The 17654-nt window shown below is 43.6% G+C and carries 17 protein-coding genes, 1 tRNA gene and 3 pseudogenes; 18 read left to right on the top strand and 3 right to left on the bottom strand.

Going from position 1 to position 17654, the window contains the following annotated elements:
- The first annotated feature begins 22 nt into the window (after window positions 1–22).
- The 15 genes and pseudogenes from HMPREF1212_RS08970 (at window position 23) to HMPREF1212_RS08905 (ending at window position 11484) form a co-directional block, all read left to right on the top strand.
- Window positions 23–1177 (top strand): glycosyltransferase, encoded by a 1155-nt coding sequence (locus HMPREF1212_RS08970; RefSeq protein ID WP_046150306.1) that lies wholly within the window; start codon window positions 23–25, stop codon window positions 1175–1177.
- Entirely contained in the window at window positions 1168–2229 is a 1062-nt protein-coding gene (locus HMPREF1212_RS08965) for a lysylphosphatidylglycerol synthase transmembrane domain-containing protein (protein ID WP_232430069.1), read from the top strand. Before HMPREF1212_RS08970 ends, HMPREF1212_RS08965 begins: the two co-directional genes overlap by 10 nt.
- A 10-nt stretch (window positions 2230–2239) precedes the next feature.
- Window positions 2240–2914 (top strand): response regulator transcription factor, encoded by a 675-nt coding sequence (locus HMPREF1212_RS08960; RefSeq protein ID WP_046149127.1) that lies wholly within the window; start codon window positions 2240–2242, stop codon window positions 2912–2914.
- The gene (locus HMPREF1212_RS08955) at window positions 2902–3924 is read left to right on the top strand and encodes a sensor histidine kinase (RefSeq protein WP_052724955.1); all 1023 of its coding nucleotides are present in this window, start codon (window positions 2902–2904) and stop codon (window positions 3922–3924) included. Before HMPREF1212_RS08960 ends, HMPREF1212_RS08955 begins: the two co-directional genes overlap by 13 nt.
- A gap of 125 nt (window positions 3925–4049) precedes the next feature.
- A complete protein-coding gene (locus HMPREF1212_RS08950) occupies window positions 4050–5171 on the top strand; it encodes a phosphatase PAP2 family protein (protein WP_232430068.1) in 1122 nt (373 codons plus the stop codon).
- Window positions 5172–5418: 247 nt separating this feature from the next.
- On the top strand, window positions 5419–5637 hold the full coding sequence (locus tag HMPREF1212_RS08945; RefSeq protein WP_046150303.1) for a hypothetical protein: 219 nt from the start codon (window positions 5419–5421) through the stop codon (window positions 5635–5637).
- Between the two features lie 53 nt (window positions 5638–5690).
- Window positions 5691–6989, top strand: coding sequence for a sigma-54-dependent transcriptional regulator (locus tag HMPREF1212_RS08940; RefSeq protein WP_046149125.1), 1299 nt, complete (start codon window positions 5691–5693; stop codon window positions 6987–6989).
- Between the two features lie 194 nt (window positions 6990–7183).
- Window positions 7184–7816 carry an RteC domain-containing protein gene (locus tag HMPREF1212_RS08935; protein WP_046149124.1) on the top strand — a complete coding sequence of 211 codons (633 nt, stop codon included), beginning with the start codon at window positions 7184–7186 and terminating at the stop codon, window positions 7814–7816.
- 138 nt (window positions 7817–7954) lie between these two features.
- A complete protein-coding gene (locus HMPREF1212_RS08930; protein ID WP_232430067.1) occupies window positions 7955–8833 on the top strand; it encodes a DUF6047 family protein in 879 nt (292 codons plus the stop codon).
- A gap of 2 nt (window positions 8834–8835) precedes the next feature.
- Window positions 8836–9015 carry a hypothetical protein gene (locus HMPREF1212_RS08925; RefSeq protein WP_046149122.1) on the top strand — a complete coding sequence of 60 codons (180 nt, stop codon included), beginning with the start codon at window positions 8836–8838 and terminating at the stop codon, window positions 9013–9015.
- Entirely contained in the window at window positions 9016–9726 is a 711-nt protein-coding gene (locus HMPREF1212_RS08920) for a DUF6047 family protein (RefSeq protein WP_046149121.1), read from the top strand.
- 12 nt (window positions 9727–9738) lie between these two features.
- Window positions 9739–9906 carry a hypothetical protein gene (locus HMPREF1212_RS27285; RefSeq protein ID WP_232430066.1) on the top strand — a complete coding sequence of 56 codons (168 nt, stop codon included), beginning with the start codon at window positions 9739–9741 and terminating at the stop codon, window positions 9904–9906.
- A gap of 90 nt (window positions 9907–9996) precedes the next feature.
- A pseudogene (locus HMPREF1212_RS08910) lies at window positions 9997–10848 on the top strand (DUF6047 family protein).
- A gap of 155 nt (window positions 10849–11003) precedes the next feature.
- A pseudogene (locus HMPREF1212_RS26965) lies at window positions 11004–11171 on the top strand (helix-turn-helix domain-containing protein); the annotation flags it as partial.
- Between the two features lie 19 nt (window positions 11172–11190).
- Window positions 11191–11484, top strand: coding sequence for a helix-turn-helix domain-containing protein (locus HMPREF1212_RS08905; RefSeq protein WP_046149120.1), 294 nt, complete (start codon window positions 11191–11193; stop codon window positions 11482–11484).
- Between the two features lie 55 nt (window positions 11485–11539).
- Here HMPREF1212_RS08905 and HMPREF1212_RS08900 read toward each other — a convergent pair whose 3' ends face one another.
- Together HMPREF1212_RS08900 and HMPREF1212_RS08895 are read right to left on the bottom strand one after the other, a co-directional pair.
- A complete protein-coding gene (locus tag HMPREF1212_RS08900) occupies window positions 11540–12754 on the bottom strand; it encodes a site-specific integrase (protein ID WP_046149119.1) in 1215 nt (404 codons plus the stop codon).
- Window positions 12755–12999: 245 nt separating this feature from the next.
- A tRNA-Lys gene (locus HMPREF1212_RS08895) sits at window positions 13000–13072 on the bottom strand.
- A 319-nt stretch (window positions 13073–13391) separates the two neighbouring features.
- Between HMPREF1212_RS08895 and ettA the strand changes: the two genes are divergently transcribed.
- The 3 genes and pseudogenes from ettA (at window position 13392) to HMPREF1212_RS08880 (ending at window position 17299) form a co-directional block, all read left to right on the top strand.
- Complete coding sequence (gene ettA / locus HMPREF1212_RS08890) at window positions 13392–15080, top strand: energy-dependent translational throttle protein EttA (RefSeq protein ID WP_028728134.1); 1689 nt, start codon at window positions 13392–13394, stop codon at window positions 15078–15080.
- Window positions 15081–15103: 23 nt separating this feature from the next.
- On the top strand, window positions 15104–15757 hold the full coding sequence (locus tag HMPREF1212_RS08885) for a 3-keto-disaccharide hydrolase (RefSeq protein WP_046149118.1): 654 nt from the start codon (window positions 15104–15106) through the stop codon (window positions 15755–15757).
- A gap of 115 nt (window positions 15758–15872) precedes the next feature.
- Window positions 15873–17299, top strand: a pseudogene (locus tag HMPREF1212_RS08880) (mechanosensitive ion channel family protein).
- Here the strand turns inward: HMPREF1212_RS08880 and HMPREF1212_RS08875 are convergent.
- Window positions 17296–17637, bottom strand: coding sequence for a hypothetical protein (locus HMPREF1212_RS08875; protein WP_028728137.1), 342 nt, complete (start codon window positions 17635–17637; stop codon window positions 17296–17298). The pseudogene HMPREF1212_RS08880 and the gene HMPREF1212_RS08875 overlap by 4 nt on opposite strands.
- Window positions 17638–17654: the final 17 nt, after the last annotated feature.

Raw genomic sequence — 17654 nt, 5'->3', positions numbered from 1 at the left:
ACAAGAAACAAATGCCCCGTCTCTGATCGGTATTTTTAATGATTGTTTTCCACCTATTATGGATGGAGTTTCGGTCGCTGTGATGAACTATGCCCACTGGCTCCACCGGAAAACTGGAAATGTATGCGTTGTTACTACTAAATCACCACGTTGTCAGGATAGTCAACCCTATCCTGTTTACCGTTACTCTTCTTTACCCATTCCGATGAGGAAGCCTTATCGTATCGGGATTCCGCAAGTGGACTGGCCTTTTAACCGCCGAATGGCTCAAACTCCTTTCGGACTGCTTCATGCGCATTGCCCGTTTTCTTCCGGTACACTTGCCAAGCGGATCGCCCAAAGGCAAAACATTCCACTCGTTGCCACTTTCCATTCCAAGTTTCGGGACGATTTCGAACGGATTATTCCCAACCAATCCATGGTAGATTACATGATCCGTCGCATTGTCCGATTTTACGAGATGGCCGATGAAGTCTGGATACCTCAGCCTGCCGTGGAGGATACACTGCGTGAATACGGTTATAAGGGGCCGGTCGAAGTAGTTGATAATGGAAGTGATTTCCGTGTGGAAGAATCTCCGGAGCAATTTCGCCTGCTTGCCAGACGCCGGTTAGGACTACGTGCTAATGAATTTACTTTCCTCTTTGTCGGGCAGCATATCTGGGAGAAGAATATTGCGTTTCTGCTCAATGCGCTATCCACACTAAGGGATATACCGTTCCGCATGTTTTTTATCGGCACGGGATATGCTGAAAAGGAAATAAAACAACTGGTAGAGAAGCTTGGACTCGCTTCCCGTATTGTTTTTATCGGTTCCATTACGGACCGTAACCGTTTGAAAAGTTATTATGCGGCAGCGGATCTTTTCCTGTTTCCCTCTTTCTATGACAATGCTCCGCTTGTGATACGTGAAGCGGCCGCGATGCAAACACCTTCCGTTCTGTTGCAAGGCTCCACCTCTGCGGAGATTGTCCGGCATGGAGAGAATGGGTTCCTTTCGGCTGATAATACGCATGATTTTGCCTTACTTATCCGTAATCTGACGGATCACCCGGAGCAAATCCGGCAGGTGGGACTTGCCGCTTCACAATCCATCTCCCGCTCATGGAGCGACATCATGGATGAAGTACTCGACAGATATACGCACATCATACATCGCTATCACCAATGGAAATAGAAAATATGGCAGTCGATATGATGACTAAGAAACAACGGGGATCGCTCCGCGTTTTTCGGCTCATGATTCCTTTGCTGATAGGCATTGCCGTGACGGGTATATTATTCTATCAGGAGTTTTATTCGGAAGCATGGGGGCAATTCCGGTTTACATGGGTGGAAGGAGCATGTATTATACTGGCTTTTCACTTTATAGTGATGAGAGATTTGAGTATGATGTGGCGGTTCCGGTTGATGTGTGGACAGGACAAACTATCCTGGCGACAGGCTTTTCACACAAATTTATTGTGTGAATTTACTTCCGCAATTACCCCTTCAGCGGTAGGCGGTTCGGGGTTGATCGTTTTGTTTTTGAAAGCGGAAGGCGTTCCGGCAGGTAAAGGAACCGCAGTAATGATGTCTACTTTGTTTCTGGATGAGCTTTGTCTGGTAGTTGTTTGTCCTTTGCTTTTTTTAATCTTCCCCGAAGAAAAATTATTCGGTACATCCGTAGGAATTACGGGATTGCATATTACATTTGCAATTATTTATCTGTTGATCATAGCCTGGACTATTGTACTTTATGCGGCTCTTTTCAAGCGTCCCCAAGTAATAGGTGGAATTATTTACCGGTTGTTCCGCATGCCATTATTGAACCGTTGGACAAGTAAAGCGGAAGAGTTTACCAAGAATTTGCAGCTCAGTTCGAGACAAATGGCTGACTGGTCACTCCTTTTTTGGATGAAAGCCGGGATTGCTACATTGGCTGCCTGGTCGTCGCGTTTTCTGGTGGTTTGCGCGTTGTTCCTGCCGTTTATCCCTTTGGGTGAACAGCCACTCGTTTTTGCTAGGCAGTTTATCTTGTGGATTGTGATGACAATCAGCCCCACACCAGGGGGAAGTGGAGTGAGCGAATATCTGTTCTCCACCTGTTACAACGACTTGGTGGGCACGGCAGGAGTCGTTTTTCTCATCACTTGTTGCTGGCGGATAATAACCTTTTATCTCTATCTATTTGCCGGAATCAGCCTGTTACCGGGCTGGATACGAAATAAATTTCATTCAATTGATTAATTACATCTTTATGAAACTATTAATTATCGAAGACGAACGCACCTTGTCTCAAAATATAGCCAACTACCTCTCTAAAGAGGATTACCGGTGCGAACAGGCATATACGTTTGATGATGCCATAGAGAAAGTGACGCTCTATGACTATGATTGCATTCTGCTCGACCTGATGCTACCGGGTGGTAACGGACTGGATATCCTGCAAGTTATCAAACAGAAAACGAATCCGACGGGTGTTGTCATCGTCTCTGCCAAAGATTCGCTGGACGATAAGATCAATGGTATCAAAATCGGGGCGGACGATTATCTGCCCAAGCCTTTCCATCTGTCAGAACTCAGTGTCAGAGTGTACTCTGTTATCCGTGGACGACATTTTTCGGGCAATAACCTGCTAACCAGTCAATCCATTACCATTGATCTTTTAAGTAAGGAAGTGAAAGTGAACGGACAATCCATCGTGCTTACCAAATCCGAATACGAGCTACTGCTCTTCTTTATCAGCAATCGTAACCAGGTGATTACCAAAAGCGCCCTTGCCGAACACCTGAGTGGTGATATGGCGGATATGCTCGACAATCAGGATTTTATTTATGCGCATATCAAAAATCTGAAAGCAAAACTTGCTCATGCCGGTTGTAAGAACTGTATTAAAAATCTTTATGGAATAGGTTACAAATGGAACGAATGAAATGCCTGATGCGTAAAAGTCTTACGCAATTTACGTATTGTGTGGTTGCCCTGTTGGTGCTCTTCCTCCCCGTCTTTTACTTTCTGACGAAGCACTATTACATGAACCATAGTTTGGCGGAGCATCACGTGATGTTCGGTATCATGATGCAGTTCATATTTATCTTCTGCGTGCTAGCTGTCTCGCTGATACTGATGGTTCGTTTCATAACGAGACGCTTGTGGATTCCGTTTGAAGACACACTGGCCCGCTTGGAACGCTTTTCACTGGAAGGGGGTGAGATACCCGAATTCACCCCCAATGACGTGAAAGAATTTACCCGTCTGAACGTGACGCTTACCCAGCTGATGAAAAACAGTCTTCACACTTACCAGATGCAAAAAGAGTTCACCGAGAATGCCTCGCATGAATTGCAAACTCCGCTGGCAGTGATTCAGAGCCAACTGGATTCATTGATGCAATTGGGAGAATTAACCGAGGAGCAGGCGCACATCGTGCAGAATATATATGATTCGTCCCGGCGACTTTCCCGCCTGAATAAGAGCCTGCTGCTGCTTGTCAAGATAGAGAACCGACAATATCTGCAAACCAAAGTAATAGACCTCGCGCAGATACTAAACGAGATACTGCCTCTACTGGATAAACTGACCGGTGGGATAACGGTGCATAAACAGATTCCGGAAACACCTGTTTTTACTCGTGCGAACCGGACATTGGTTGAGAGTCTGATTAATAACCTGGTTGTGAATGCCGTGCGTCATAACACACCGGATGGGGAAATATTCGTTTCCCTTCGTTCAGATTGCCTTACCGTTTCCAACACTTCATCGGAAGGCGAATTAAATACAGAACTGTTGTTCCGTCGCTTCAACCGCACTTCCGAAAAGGTAAAAGGTAACGGTTTGGGGTTGGCTATCGTGAAAGCGATTTGCGATTCTCATGGATGGACCATAAGGTATGAATACAAGGAAGGACTGCATCGTTTTATCGTACAAATGTTGAGAGCATGAGGTTGTTTATCCTGCTTCTTTTATGCGGTATATCCGACATGCTGCAAGCATCAGATAGTATTCCGCCTATACAACTTATACACTCTGGCGTATCATTAACAAAGTCAAATTCTTTTCGGCAGACAGTGGATAAAGCAACAGGATCAAGAATTTACCAGATGACTTATATCGGTGTGCCGCTTATTGCCGGAGGGTTGCTGGTTAAGAATAAAGATAAGCATTTTCGTAGCCTGCGGAATGAATACTTGCCTGTATTCAGAAAGCGGTACGATGATTATCTGCAATACCTTCCAGCTGCCGTTATGCTCGGAATGAAAGCGGGAGGTGTAGAAGGGCGTAGCTCGTGGGGAAGAATGCTTGCCTCGGACGCTTTTTCGGTGGTTCTCATGGCTGCGGCGGTTAATTCGTTGAAGACAACTTCCAAAGTGATGCGTCCCGATGGCTCTAATAACCATTCCTTTCCGTCCGGGCATACGGCTACCGCCTTTATGACTGCCACCATGTTGAGCAAAGAATATGGCGGACGAAGTCCATGGTACAGTATTGGGGCTTATTCAGTGGCAACTGCCACCGGATTGAGCCGGATGATGAACAACAAACATTGGCTTAGTGATGTGATGGTAGGCGCTGGCATAGGAATACTTTCTACTGAATTGGGCTATTACCTTGCCGACTTGATATTTAAAGAGAAAGGTATTCGTCGTTTTTCCACTGAGACAACTTTCGACAGGTTCAGCAAACCTTCTTTTCTGGGCATCTATCTGGGATTTAATACTCTGCCGGGGCGTCATCGGTTGATAGATAATTCCGGGATCGCTCTTTCAACGGGTAGTAATGCGGGAATTGAGGGCGCTTATTTCTTCAATCCGTATATCGGAATAGGTGGACGGCTCACCATAGCCAATATGCCTGTTATTCTCAATAATGAAGCGCAAAATGAATCGTTGGATATGATTTCCGGCTATGCAGGCGCTTATTTTTCCTATCCTTTCTCTTCCCGATGGATGGTTGGTAGTAAATTGTTGGCAGGCTACACCTATCTCCCCGAATGCACATTTACTACTATCACTATTGGCAAGAAAGGAAGTATTAGTATGGGAACAGGCTGCTCGCTTACCTTTCGGGCAAAGCAAAACTTAGGAATAAAGTTTTTTTTCGACTACAACTTGATGAAATCTCCCATTCCTCTAAAGACAAGGCTTTTGCAAGTACTTACGGTAGGAAGTGTGGTAGCCGTTTCTTTTTAAAATACAAGGCAAATGAATTACAGAACTCATCCCATAAAAAAAAATATGGTACGATTAGTCTCTCTTAAATTCAAAATATCTACAAATTCACCTCTTATCTTTGTTTCTTTTTTCTGCATAGCAGACAAAAGAAATCAACAATAATTAAACTACAAAAATCAAAAAAGTATTATTTGCGATTATGTTGTATGTGGTATCCAATACTTCCATGCAATTACGAAAAAAAAATCAAGGTTATAGCAATAGGATGAGTGATGAAATTTTAATATTCAGAACCTCTGTCAGAACGGAGAAAGATATTGAGCGGATAGGAGTACTGTTTGTTCATAAGTCCTGTATTCACAAATGGAATGTGGATTTTGAAGATTGGGAAAAGGTTTTGCGGATAGAAAGTCAAGGAATTACTGCTGAGAATATAATTGACGCATTGCGGACAATCGGCATTGTTGCCTCTGAACTGGAATAAAAGATTTATAGCAATTAATGGCAAGCAACGGATGAATTGCATGAAAAATTATCATGAAAACGGTATTGGTCGTGGAAGATGAAAGAACGTACGCTCGCATAATAACCAACTGGTTGATAAAAAACGGGATGAATGCTCGATATGTCTTGTCAATTAGTGCTGCGAAGGAATTTGTGCTGGGCCAAAAGATAGATCTGATATTATCGGATTTTAACCTACCAGGAGGAAATTGCATGGAGTTATTTAGCTGGATGCGTGCAAATGGCTATAGAATACCATTCCTTATTATGACTGGATTTGGAAATATAGAAAAGGCAGTAGATGCCATAAAGAGAGGAGTGGATAATTATTTAATCAAGCCAATACAATCTGAAAAAGTATTGAATATTATAGATGATCTCTTTATTGAAAGCGAAAAAACTTCGAAAAGTCCGTTTGTCTACTATTATGGGAAAAGTCCGCTGGCATTAAAGACACAAGAATATATACGGGTTGCGGCTCCGGTAGAATCGCTGACAATATTATTGCGTGGTGAATCAGGAACAGGAAAAGAATATGCAGCCCGACAGATATATGCCATGAGCAAAAGGTCAAATGCCCCTTTTATAGCTGTAGATTGTGGTACGTTACCTAAAGAATTAGCAGCATCGGAATTGTTTGGATATGTAAAAGGAGCTTTTACCGGGGCAACTGAAAACAAAACCGGATTATTGGCTGCTGCCAATCACGGAACATTATTCTTGGATGAGATTGGCAATTTGGGATTGGATGTACAAAGGCTCATGCTTCGATTTTTGCAGGAGAAAAAATACAGACCTGTGGGAGGTAAAGAAGAAGTTAAAGCAGATATCCGTTTGTTGGCCGCCACCAATGAGAATTTAGAAAAAGCTATAGCAGAAGGGCGGTTTAGGGAGGATTTCTTTCATCGACTAAACGAATTCCCGATTTATATACCCTCGTTAGCTGAATGTCCAGAAGATATATTACCATTAGCTGAATTCTTTTTAAGGTTGGCCAATAAAGAGTTTGAAAAAGATATTAAGGGCTTTGATTGTGAAGTACAACAGATATTTAAAAAATATGCCTGGACAGGAAATCTTCGTGAATTACGTGGCGTGATTCGCCGTGCGGTTTTGTTGGCTAAAAGCGAATGGATTACGTCCGGAGAACTTATTATACAAATGGATGACAAGCCAACTGAATCCAAACCTTTGGATAATGGACGCATGATGCGGGAAGCAATTGTCAAAATGCTTGTAGTCACTGGTAATAACAAGCGTAAGGCTGCCAAACTTTTGGGAATTGCACGGAGTACACTCTATGCAAGAATGAAGAAATATCATATAGAATAAAAAGAGTTCAAATACCGGACACAAAGTGTCTTGATGGACATGTTCCATCAAGACATATACTATTTGTAAAAACTGCAATATACTGATAAATAGTCATATTACTATTTGAAATTTAACGGCACAACTATTGTCTCTTTATTTATATGTCAGCAGGCTGAGAATAAAAAGTTTGTAAAACTAAAAAATGAAAGCCCATGAGAATATTGATTGAGACTACTTTGATTGCAATGTTTACCTCCTATCAGAATCAGAAGGAACTTGCTCCCGGTGAACTGTCTATTGCTTATGAAGAATTCGTATCTCTGCTTGCAGAAATTGCAGATGACGACCGTATTGGACACTTGCGCAGGCTCAACTATACGAAAATTGAATTGACTTTCCTGAAAAAAGCTTGTGATGCCATGACTGAAGGGAGACATATACTCTATGATGTATATATCAATAAATCACTCGCAGTGCTGGATGCAGAAATTCAGATAATTAAAGACTTCTATATGGAGAATAAATTGTCATCCGTAATCCAGATAAAGCATCAACCGGAAGGTGGAAATAGAAAAAGAACTGTTGCACTGACATGGAATGGTACAGATAGTGATTTGATAGAATTGGTAGCAGCATTGATGGCAGCAGGAACAATTGGTTCAACGGGAGGAAAAAAAGTTACAGTTGTGGATGTGATTAAAGTTTTTGAGGAAGCTTTTCATCTTAAGGTCAATGCCCTCTACACAAAGCGTGGAAAGGTATTTGACCGTTGCACGGACACAACTCCTTTCATCGACTCGTTGCGTAACAGCTACAACCGCATGTTGGAAGAACGATTGGCATAATAGGTGGATTCGCCAACTAACGCCAAAGACAGACTTACATGTCGCCTGTCTTGTAGTTCGGTTGGCGAATGCTTTTCTTTGCGATTGATATTCATTAAATAATGGCTTATGTCAATCCTAAAAAGAATCTTATCCCTTTTGAAACGGAGTAAACCAAAGGATGTCTTTGGTTTATTCGACAACCCCGACGCGTCGAAACACGATAATCGGGTATTTGCCATTGCTACTGAAGCTGGTGTGTTACTCTTTTCGAATACTCCGAAAGGAAAAAAGGCACAAGGTAGTTATTTGCAAAGCCTTGCGGACAGCTTTTTCAATCTTACAAAAATACAAGAAACACTACGAATCTATGAGATAGATTTGCCAACCAAAAGGATGGCTGAGTTGGTGGATAATTGCATAGATAAACTATCAAAAGCCGATCTGCGGAGTGAAGACACGCAATTAAGGCGTTCCGTTGTCAGTTTTACTCCTGATAAATTTGTTGGTCCGGAAGTTCTGGAAGGAGCCGTGTGTAAGGACAAGTTCGATATCAGACCTGATTTTCACAACTTCGACCGTTTGACGAAGGAATTCTCGCTTGGTATCTCACCCCGGAACTATGATGTGGCTTTTTTATTATATATATCGGAAAACGGATATGCAGGTCATGTGGTAGCGGATAAATTCCATCCTTTCAGTTATCAATATGAATTTAGGGAGTTGGCTGAGAAGTTAGGTGATAGCATAAAAGCATGGCAAAACGCACCCTTATCGGCCCATGATTTCGGTTATACAGCCCTGCAAAAAGAAGCGAAAGTGATGGCAGCTGATATCTTGCAATCCGAGTTTCATTTGCATGGCGGGGAGTTCAGCCTTAGCGGAAGAAAAGTTGTGTCCACCATCGAACGCAATCAGAAGCAAGATTTGGAATTCAGTACACTGGACGGTGAAATAGATAAGAGACAGGAACGGAGTCAGGTAAAGCATGTCCCGTCTATCACGGCTAAAAAAGAGAAGAAACAATTAATTCTATAAGGATGATGAATGAAAATAAAATGAATCATGCGGAAAGCGGTAGTCTGTATATGACGCTGGATGCTTTTTACAAGCCCGTCTATTTAAGTCTGAGAGGGCAGGGAGAGACTGGTTTTGAACGCTATATCGAAAACAATGTACAGTTTCATGTGGTAGACCGCGAATTTATTCCCGATCACTGAATGTTTCGTTTCGACTTTCGTGACAAAAGCAAAATACCTGAGATTAGGGCGACAGATAATGCCGATTATTTACAACGATTGTGTCCGGTACTGAAACAGGAAAAAATACATCCTTCGGGAATAGTGCGCTTGCGTGATGCCGCTTTTTGCTGTGAAAGAGGAATTGCGCCTCTCTCAGTAAGCGCTGCGCATTCGGCTCTGACTGAAAATGAAGATTATAATCGGTTGGCATACCGCTTCGGTATGGACGGTCATGTCATTCGGAACGGGCTGGCTGCTTTTCCCACCTGTACAGCAGTGGAATTCGGAAAGACCGTATGGTTATTTAGTAAAGACCAGGCGGGGGATAAAGCATTAAATAAGTTCATGCAAGAGCGAACAGCCAATTTTTTCAAAAAGAAAGTTCAGTCTGAAGAACTCCGCATCTACGAAGTGGCTCCGTTGGATGCAGTTTTCCGCTTCAGTCTGAAGGATTATCAAAAGGCATCGCCTGACTTATTGAAATACGGCATCTGTACCGTTCGTCAGGAAATGACATCCACTTTACGGAACTTTAACCGACTGATGAATAGACTATCGGAACGATTACCACTGACGGGAGAACAGGAGCAAGTGGTATCTGTACTTAACTCACGACCGGATAAGGCAGAATATCAGGCAGTGGCAAAGACTGGCCCATTTAAGAAAAAGGAACAAAGTATCAAACTATAATCAAGTACCAAGATGGAAAAAGAAAAAAACAAGAACAGCGGAAGTGTCTACGTGACAGCCGACAAAAACGGAAATCCTGTGCATATCAGTACCAAAGGCAAAGGTAACGAGGGGCTGATGGACTTCATGCTTGAAGATGTGGAGAAGGCATTGCATCGAAAAGAAATACCTACCGAATGAATAGTTCAGTACAATGTGCCCGATCTTGTGTTCGTTCCACCTCTGTCCGAAGGTAAAAATGAGGATTATTTGCAGCGGTTGGAGAAAGCGATGGATGAGCAGGGAGTCATGCCCCATCGAAACCTGCGAATCTCGGAAGTGGTTTATTGTCTATGGAATGACACAGACCCGCTATCAAAGGACGAACACCATACTCGCATACTCACGCCTACCACGTGGCAAGAGATTATAAACTCGCCTTACATCACCGAAATGCTGGAAGATCTTCGGCAAGGCAACAAGTATTACACGGGAATTGAGACAGAGAAAGGCATATTGCTTTTTGGAAGGGATTTGTTTGGGCAGCACCAATCCAACAATTATCTGCAAAGGAACATTGAGGAGCCTTTCTTTAACTCGGATTTTAAAGGTGATACGCTTACAATCTACGAACTGCGTAGTTGGCCGTCGCTAATGGAAGGTAAGATAAATCTCTGTGGGAATAAATTTGGCGTGGCTTTTACTCCCGAAGAGATTCCTCAAAATGCTTACATAGAGAAATCAGCTTTGAGAAATATCACCGATACCGAAACGTATAATCTAGCTCCTACATGAAAGAATTACCATGAACTAACCGGCTACGACACAGGATTAAACCTGTCAAGTCGTGCTGATAATTATGATCTGGCAGTCTTATTATATATAAAGGATAAAGGTTATCCGCAAGGTGGAATGTTTCATGAATATCCTAATGAATTTAGTTTTAGTGAGAACTTTGAAGATATAGAAGAAAAACTTGCAGGGAAGAAAGTCTATGATTCGACGGACGAGCTACAGGAACAGGCGAAGCTATTGGCCGTAAATCTGCTGAAAGTACATTTTTCGGATATTCGACAAGAAAATCAAGGTGATAAGATCGTCGTCGAAAAGACCATAAAAACTCCAAAAGGATTACGATTATAAGAGAAGAAAGGAGAATAAGACACATGGAAATGATTTACATGGAAGCCCGACTGTTTAAAAAAATGATGGATCGGTTTGATGCGTTTGTAAATAAGGCGAATGCAGTTTGTGGAAAAAGTAATATGAAAGGTATAGAATCATGACTCGATAATCAGGATGTATGCTTGCGGCTAAATATCTCTTTGCGCACCTTGCAAATGTTTCGCGATACCGGAAAATTGCCCTATTCACAAATCAATCACAAGATGTATTACAAAACGGAAGATGTTGAGCGTTTATTGCTTTATGTTCAGAACAACCGCTTGAAGAAATTAAAAAAGTAACTTATCAATAGAATTAAAAATGGAAGATGTTATTACAGAAAGAACTCCGCAGGTAATTGCTTTCTTTCAAACAATGGAATTCCTGCTAACCAATATAGAAAGTATGGCCGGAAATTGTAGACCTTTTTTGAATGGCGAACGGTTCATGACCGACAAGCAGTTGGCTGAGGTCTTAAAGATAAGCCGCAGGACTTTACAGGATTATCGCACTAATGGGATTCTTTCCTATTATATGGTAGGCGGAAAAGTTTTATATAAAGAAAGTGATGTATTGAAACTGCTTGAGGATAATTATTATCCGTCGTACAAGTAGTCTATTATTAAAAAAGGATTTTATCACAATTGATAAAATCCTTTTTTAATGCTGTCTATATCGCAAATTTGCCTCTGAGTATCTGCATTTCATCAGAAACCGTCCGGTCCAATATACGGGCATAAATTTTTGTGGTCCTAATATCAGTATGTCCCAACATTTTGGCGATCGACTCCATAGATACTTTGTTTGCAATGGCCAAACAAGCAAATGTATGGCGCGCAATGTGTGTACTCAGCGTCTTCTGAATTCCGCATACATCGGCTATTTCCTTGAGATAACTGTTACACCGTTGATTGCAGGGGACAGGTATTACGACTCCTTTGCGAACACATTCAGGATGGTTTTGATATTTCTGAATTAGCTTCACCGGAAGATCGAGTAAAGGTATATTGCACATATTATCTGTCTTTTCCCTTGTTTTGCGAATCCAATAACTACCGTCCATGTCGCGGAAGATATGCTCCGGTTTCAGATGTTGCACATCCGTGAAAGCGAGTCCGGTCAGGCTACAAAAGACGAAAATATCACGGACTATTTCCATTCTTGGAATTGTGAATTCTTTTTCAATCAGTTTATTTAATTCTTCTTCCGTCAAAAACTCACGGTTACTGGCAGTCTGGTGGAAACGGATTTCAACAAACGGGTCATCATCCATCCACTTGTTCACGAGAGCATTCCGGATTATCTTTTTCAGATTCTTCAGATACTTGACTGTCGCATTCTGGGCGCAGTCTTTCTCCGTCTTGATAAAATGCTCGAACTCTTTCACAAACTCCTGATTAATATTCTTCAATGGAATATCAGAGAAACGATATTTCTCTTTCATGAATTCTTTAAGATAGCGGACCGTTCTCTCATACCGTAAAACCGTACCCAATACCACATCTTTATCCAAAAGCTCACGGTATTTCTTATTATGTTCCCTGAAAACTTCCAGCAACATTTTTGGAGATTCACCTTCACCATAGAAATGGCGTTTCAGTATTTCGGCGGTAATGGGTTTGCCGTCTTGCTCCAATTCTCTGTGGATACGTAGTACTTTTGTCCGAACCGTTTCAAGATAGTGGTTGAGTTCCTGATGCTTCCGTTCCTTCCCAATCGCACATTCCTTATTACTATTCCACAGGGAAACCTCGACACTGCGTTTGATTTGAACTTCCGCACGTTGGCCATTGATTGTGATGCGTAGGCAAATCGGTGCCTCGCCATTCTTTAATAACTTACTCTTCTTGATGAAAAAGAGGATTGAAAAATAGTTTCTGTCCATACTTTTAAGTTTAAATTTTAATGGTTCAAAAATACTATTTCAAGCCTGAAATCCTGTTACGCAAAACGCAGTGAATCAAAGAGTAAAGTTCAATTCGGTGGACTAAAATCGGACCTAAACAAAGTCCACCTATTTCACCTGTATTTCTTGCTGTAATCTGCCTAAAATGGTGGACTGAGGGGAAAAAGAAATCCCCGATAGTGATTGACTATCAGGGATTTACTTTATTTTTCATCTTGTTTCAGTGATCCGCCTGGGGTTCGAACCCAGGACCCCATCCTTAAAAGGGATGTGCTCTACCTGCTGAGCTAGCGAATCATCCGGTGCGTTACTTCTGTAATGCGGGTGCAAAGATAAGGGGTTGATTTATATTATGCAAATATTCCAATGATTTTTTTTGCAGATTTTTTCACATAGGAGACAGAACTTGCTGGCTTACTGCATATAACGAAACAGTATATTTTCCGTATACTTTCTGTAGTAACACTTCCACCTGTTCGTTATCGCCCCAATCATCTGCATAATAAAGAGGAAGAATGAGATGAATCAAGGGGAAGCAGGATAATTATTTTAAAATCTAAAGATATTTATGTATGTTTGTCCTGGAAAAAAAATCATAATATACATACTTAAAAATATGGCAGACGACAAGAAAATTATTTTCTCGATGGTGGGTGTGAGCAAGACTTTCCCCCCTCAGAAACAAGTGTTGAAAAATATTTATCTGTCCTTCTTCTATGGAGCTAAGATCGGGATTATCGGCCTCAACGGCTCCGGTAAATCTACGTTGCTGAAAATCATTGCCGGTATTGAAAAAGAATATCAGGGAGAAGTTGTATTTTCGCCCGGCTACTCGGTGGGTTATCTGGAACAAGACCCGAAACTGGAAGCCGGCAAGACGGTAAAAGAGATCGTACAGGAAGGTGTGCAGGATATCGTAGACACATTAAAGGAATATGAAGAAGTGAACGAAAAATTCGGCGACCCCGAAGTACTGGATGATCCGGATAAAATGGATGCGCTGATCGCACGCCAGGCTGAACTCCAGGACAAGATCGACGCAACCGACGCATGGAACCTCGACAGCCGCCTGGAACGGGCGATGGATGCCCTGCGCTGTCCGCCCGAAGACCAGGTCGTGGATACGCTTTCCGGTGGTGAACGCCGCCGCGTGGCCCTATGCCGCCTGCTGCTTCAGCAACCGGATGTGTTGCTGCTCGATGAGCCGACCAACCACTTGGATGCCGAATCGATCGACTGGTTGGAACAGCATTTGCAGCAATATGCGGGTACGGTAATATGTATCACGCACGACCGTTACTTCCTCGACCATGTGGCCGGATGGATTCTTGAACTCGACCGCGGCGAAGGTATTCCCTGGAAAGGCAATTACTCTTCCTGGCTGGATCAGAAGACTAAGAAGATGGCGATGGAAGAAAAGCAGGTCAGCAAACGCCGTAAGACACTCGAACGCGAGCTGGAATGGATCAACATGGCTCCCAAAGCCCGTCAGGCTAAGGGTAAAGCCCGTTTGAACTCATACGAAGCCTTACTGAACGAAGACCAGAAAGAGCGCGAAGCCAAGCTGGAAATCTTTATCCCGAACGGCCCTCGTCTGGGTAACAAGGTGATCGAGGCACAGCATGTGGCCAAAGCCTTTGGCGAAAAGCTGCTGTTCGACGACCTTAACTTCATGCTCCCTCCTAACGGTATCGTTGGTGTGATCGGCCCGAACGGTGCCGGTAAAACGACGCTCTTCAAGATGATCATGGGAATGGAAAGCATCGACAAGGGGACATTTGAAGTAGGCGAAACAGTGAAAGTCGGCTATGCAGACCAGACACACAAGGATATCGACCCGAAGAAAACGGTTTTCCAGGTCGTTTCTGGCGGCCAGGAATTTATCCGTGTAGGCGGCAAAGAGATCAACTCGCGCGCTTACCTGTCACGGTTCAACTTTGCTGGAGCCGACCAGGAGAAGCTTTGCGGCGTATTGTCCGGTGGAGAACGCAACCGCCTGCACCTGGCCATCACGCTGAAGGCCGAAGCCAACGTTTTGCTGCTGGATGAGCCGACCAACGATATCGACGTGAACACGCTGCGTGCCCTGGAAGAAGGTCTGGAGAACTTCGCCGGATGTGCCGTTGTCGTTTCGCACGACCGCTGGTTCCTCGACCGTATCTGTACGCATATCCTGTCGTTCGAAGGCGATTCGAATGTGGTATTCTATGAGGGAACTTATTCCGAATACGAAGAATACAAGCGCAAACAGGGTGGCGACACCGAACCGAAGCGCGTTCGTTACCGCAAACTTATTGTTGATTAATCACATATAATTCATTTAGTACCATGAAAAAAAGAATGCTTTGCATGGCAGCGGTTGCTGCCGCCTTTTTGTGTTTCGGAAGTGATGCGAACGCACAAAAGACAACCAAGTTGTTCAACGGAAAAGATCTTTCAAACTGGAATTTCGTTGTCGATAAAAATTCAGTCCCGCCCGAACAGGTTTATTCCGTAAGCGACGGCGTGATCAAGATCACCGGACAGCCTTTCGGTTATATGTACACGAAAGAGAAATACGACAATTATAAATTGCACGTGGAATGGCGTTGGCCGAACGGCGACCAGAATGCGAACAGCGGTATCTTCCTGCTGATTGCCGAACCGAAAAATCCGTTCCCGAACGGAATCGAGTGTAACCTGATGTTGGGCAGTGCAGGTGACTTTGTCCTGTTGGGCGGTTCCGACCTGGCACAGTATCAGGGCAAGCCGGGCGAACCCCGTCCCGGTTTTCCGGTTGTCAAGAAGAATGCGCCAAGCAGCGAAAAACCGGCCGGAGAATGGAATGAAGCCAATATCTACGTGAAAGACGGAAAGATCAACGTTTATATCAACGGCGTTTATCAGAATACCGGATGGAACAAGCAAAAAGAAGGTTACATCGGCCTGCAGAGCGAAGGTAAAGAAGTGGAGTTCCGTAACGTAACGATCACTCCCTGGTAACAGCGGACGGAACAAAAGGATCATAGGAAAGGGTGGATAGAATTTTTATCCACCCTTTCAACGTTTCGTATTCTATATTGTTGTATGTAAATCAACAATAAATACGAACGCCAAAATGAAACAGTACAGAGCTTTATGCTTTTTCCTACTCTTATCGCTTCTGCATACAACCGCAAATGCCCAATTGCAGAATGTCATCAAGGATATTTTCCAGGCAGATACAACCCTGACCCATACGGATTCGTCCGCCACACAGAAAGCAGACGGCACATTCAAATTAAAAGCAGGCCAGATCCAGAAACTGGACTCATTGCACCGAGAGACGGTTGTCAAACTAAAAACAGACAAGCTTCACGAAAATTGGTGGGAAACCGGAAAACACTCCTTTATTTCGTGCTGGTGCTGTTGGGACAATACCTGCTGTTTCGCCTCTCTTCGTGGCTGTATAAAAAGGCGAAAGCACGGATCGAGTTACTGAAAGACACCAAACTGAAGCCGATCTCGATCCAGAACTACGAGATACTGGACACGCAAAAACAAGTAAAGCTGCTGGTCTTTCTGGCAAGCATCCTGCGCTACCTGCTGTTGTTCATCCTATTGGTGCTGACCATACCGATCCTCTTCTCGATCTTCCCGCAAACCAAAGAACTTGCCTACAAGATTGCCTATTACATCTGGAACCCGGTGAAAAGCATCCTGGTAGGAATACTGGATTACATCCCCAACCTTTTTACGATTATCGTGATCTGCCTGGTTATAAAGTATGTGATCAGGGGCATCCGCTACCTGGCCACGGAAATAGATGCGGGAAGATTGAATATTAATGGATTTTATACGGACTGGGCGATGCCGACCTATCATATTATCCGTTTCCTGCTGTACGCGTTCATGATTGCCATGATCTATCCTTATTTGCCGGGCGCCAATTCGGGCGTGTTCCAGGGAGTGTCAGTCTTTGTCGGTCTGATCGTTTCGTTGGGGTCGAGCACGGTGATCGGGAATATCATTGCCGGATTCGTGATCACTTATATGCGTGCCTTCAAGCAAGGCGACAGGATCAAACTGAACGATACGGTGGGGAATGTGATTGAAAAGACGGCCTTCGTCACCCGCCTCCGCACGATAAAGAACGAGATCGTGACGATACCGAACTCATTTATCATGTCGTCACAGACAGTCAATTACAGTTCGTCGGCACGAACTTACGGGCTGATCATCCACTCCGAAGTGACGATCGGGTATGATGCGCCCTGGCGGAAAGTACACCAGCTTCTGACAGATGCGGCGCTGGCAACGCCCGGTGTGATGCCCGAACCGGCTCCCTTTGTCCTCGAAACGTCTTTAGAGGACTTCTATCCTGTCTACCAGATCAACGCTTATATCCGGGATGCGGATAAGATGACGGCCATCTATTCGGATTTGCACCAGAACATACAAGATTATTTCGACAAAGCCGGAGTAGAAATCATGTCGCCGCATTATACGGCGTTCAGGAACGGGAATGCATCCACGATCCCGAAGGAAGAGCCGGCCGGCAATTAGGCCGGCATCCCGTCGAGTTGTTCCGCTTTCCACTCCACAAAACCGTCGATGCGGCCGGGGATCTGGAAAAGAACCTGATCGTCCCCTACTCTTTTCAGGACTGCGGAGCGGAACAGGGGAAGCCGCATTTTATCGATGTTGAAAGAAGCCTTCATCAGAATGACTTCGTAACCATCATGCACTATTTCCTTGTTGAGAACAACCGGAAATTCCTTTGCCAGATAATAAGCCGAACGTTCGTAAGCACACCAGTTATCTCCTTCGAGATAAAGGTAAACGTACTTCTCGTTATCTACTTCATTCAATAAGATCGATTCTACGTTGAGTGCTTGTTTCATAACACGAAATTTAGTTG

Source organism: Parabacteroides sp. HGS0025 (genome assembly GCF_000969845.1).
Taxonomy (GTDB): Bacteria; Bacteroidota; Bacteroidia; order Bacteroidales; family Tannerellaceae; genus Parabacteroides; species Parabacteroides gordonii.
This window is presented reverse-complemented; position numbering and strand designations above follow the sequence as displayed.

Bases quoted from the DNA above. Each gene is read 5' to 3' on its own strand.
- HMPREF1212_RS27285 (WP_232430066.1), top strand. From the start codon at position 9,739: ATGGAAAAAGAAAAAAACAAGAACAGCGGAAGTGTCTACGTGACAGCC.
- HMPREF1212_RS08955 (WP_052724955.1), top strand. From the start codon at position 2,902: ATGGAACGAATGAAATGCCTGATGCGTAAAAGTCTTACGCAATTTACG.
- HMPREF1212_RS08960 (WP_046149127.1), top strand. From the start codon at position 2,240: ATGAAACTATTAATTATCGAAGACGAACGCACCTTGTCTCAAAATATA.
- HMPREF1212_RS08965 (WP_232430069.1), top strand. From the start codon at position 1,168: ATGGAAATAGAAAATATGGCAGTCGATATGATGACTAAGAAACAACGG.
- HMPREF1212_RS08875 (WP_028728137.1), bottom strand. From the start codon at position 17,637: ATGAAACAAGCACTCAACGTAGAATCGATCTTATTGAATGAAGTAGAT.
- ettA (WP_028728134.1), top strand. From the start codon at position 13,392: ATGGCAGACGACAAGAAAATTATTTTCTCGATGGTGGGTGTGAGCAAG.
- HMPREF1212_RS08905 (WP_046149120.1), top strand. From the start codon at position 11,191: ATGGAAGATGTTATTACAGAAAGAACTCCGCAGGTAATTGCTTTCTTT.
- HMPREF1212_RS08940 (WP_046149125.1), top strand. From the start codon at position 5,691: ATGAAAACGGTATTGGTCGTGGAAGATGAAAGAACGTACGCTCGCATA.
- HMPREF1212_RS08945 (WP_046150303.1), top strand. From the start codon at position 5,419: ATGAGTGATGAAATTTTAATATTCAGAACCTCTGTCAGAACGGAGAAA.
- HMPREF1212_RS08885 (WP_046149118.1), top strand. From the start codon at position 15,104: ATGAAAAAAAGAATGCTTTGCATGGCAGCGGTTGCTGCCGCCTTTTTG.
- HMPREF1212_RS08920 (WP_046149121.1), top strand. From the start codon at position 9,016: ATGTTTCGTTTCGACTTTCGTGACAAAAGCAAAATACCTGAGATTAGG.
- HMPREF1212_RS08925 (WP_046149122.1), top strand. From the start codon at position 8,836: ATGATGAATGAAAATAAAATGAATCATGCGGAAAGCGGTAGTCTGTAT.
- HMPREF1212_RS08900 (WP_046149119.1), bottom strand. From the start codon at position 12,754: ATGGACAGAAACTATTTTTCAATCCTCTTTTTCATCAAGAAGAGTAAG.
- HMPREF1212_RS08935 (WP_046149124.1), top strand. From the start codon at position 7,184: ATGAGAATATTGATTGAGACTACTTTGATTGCAATGTTTACCTCCTAT.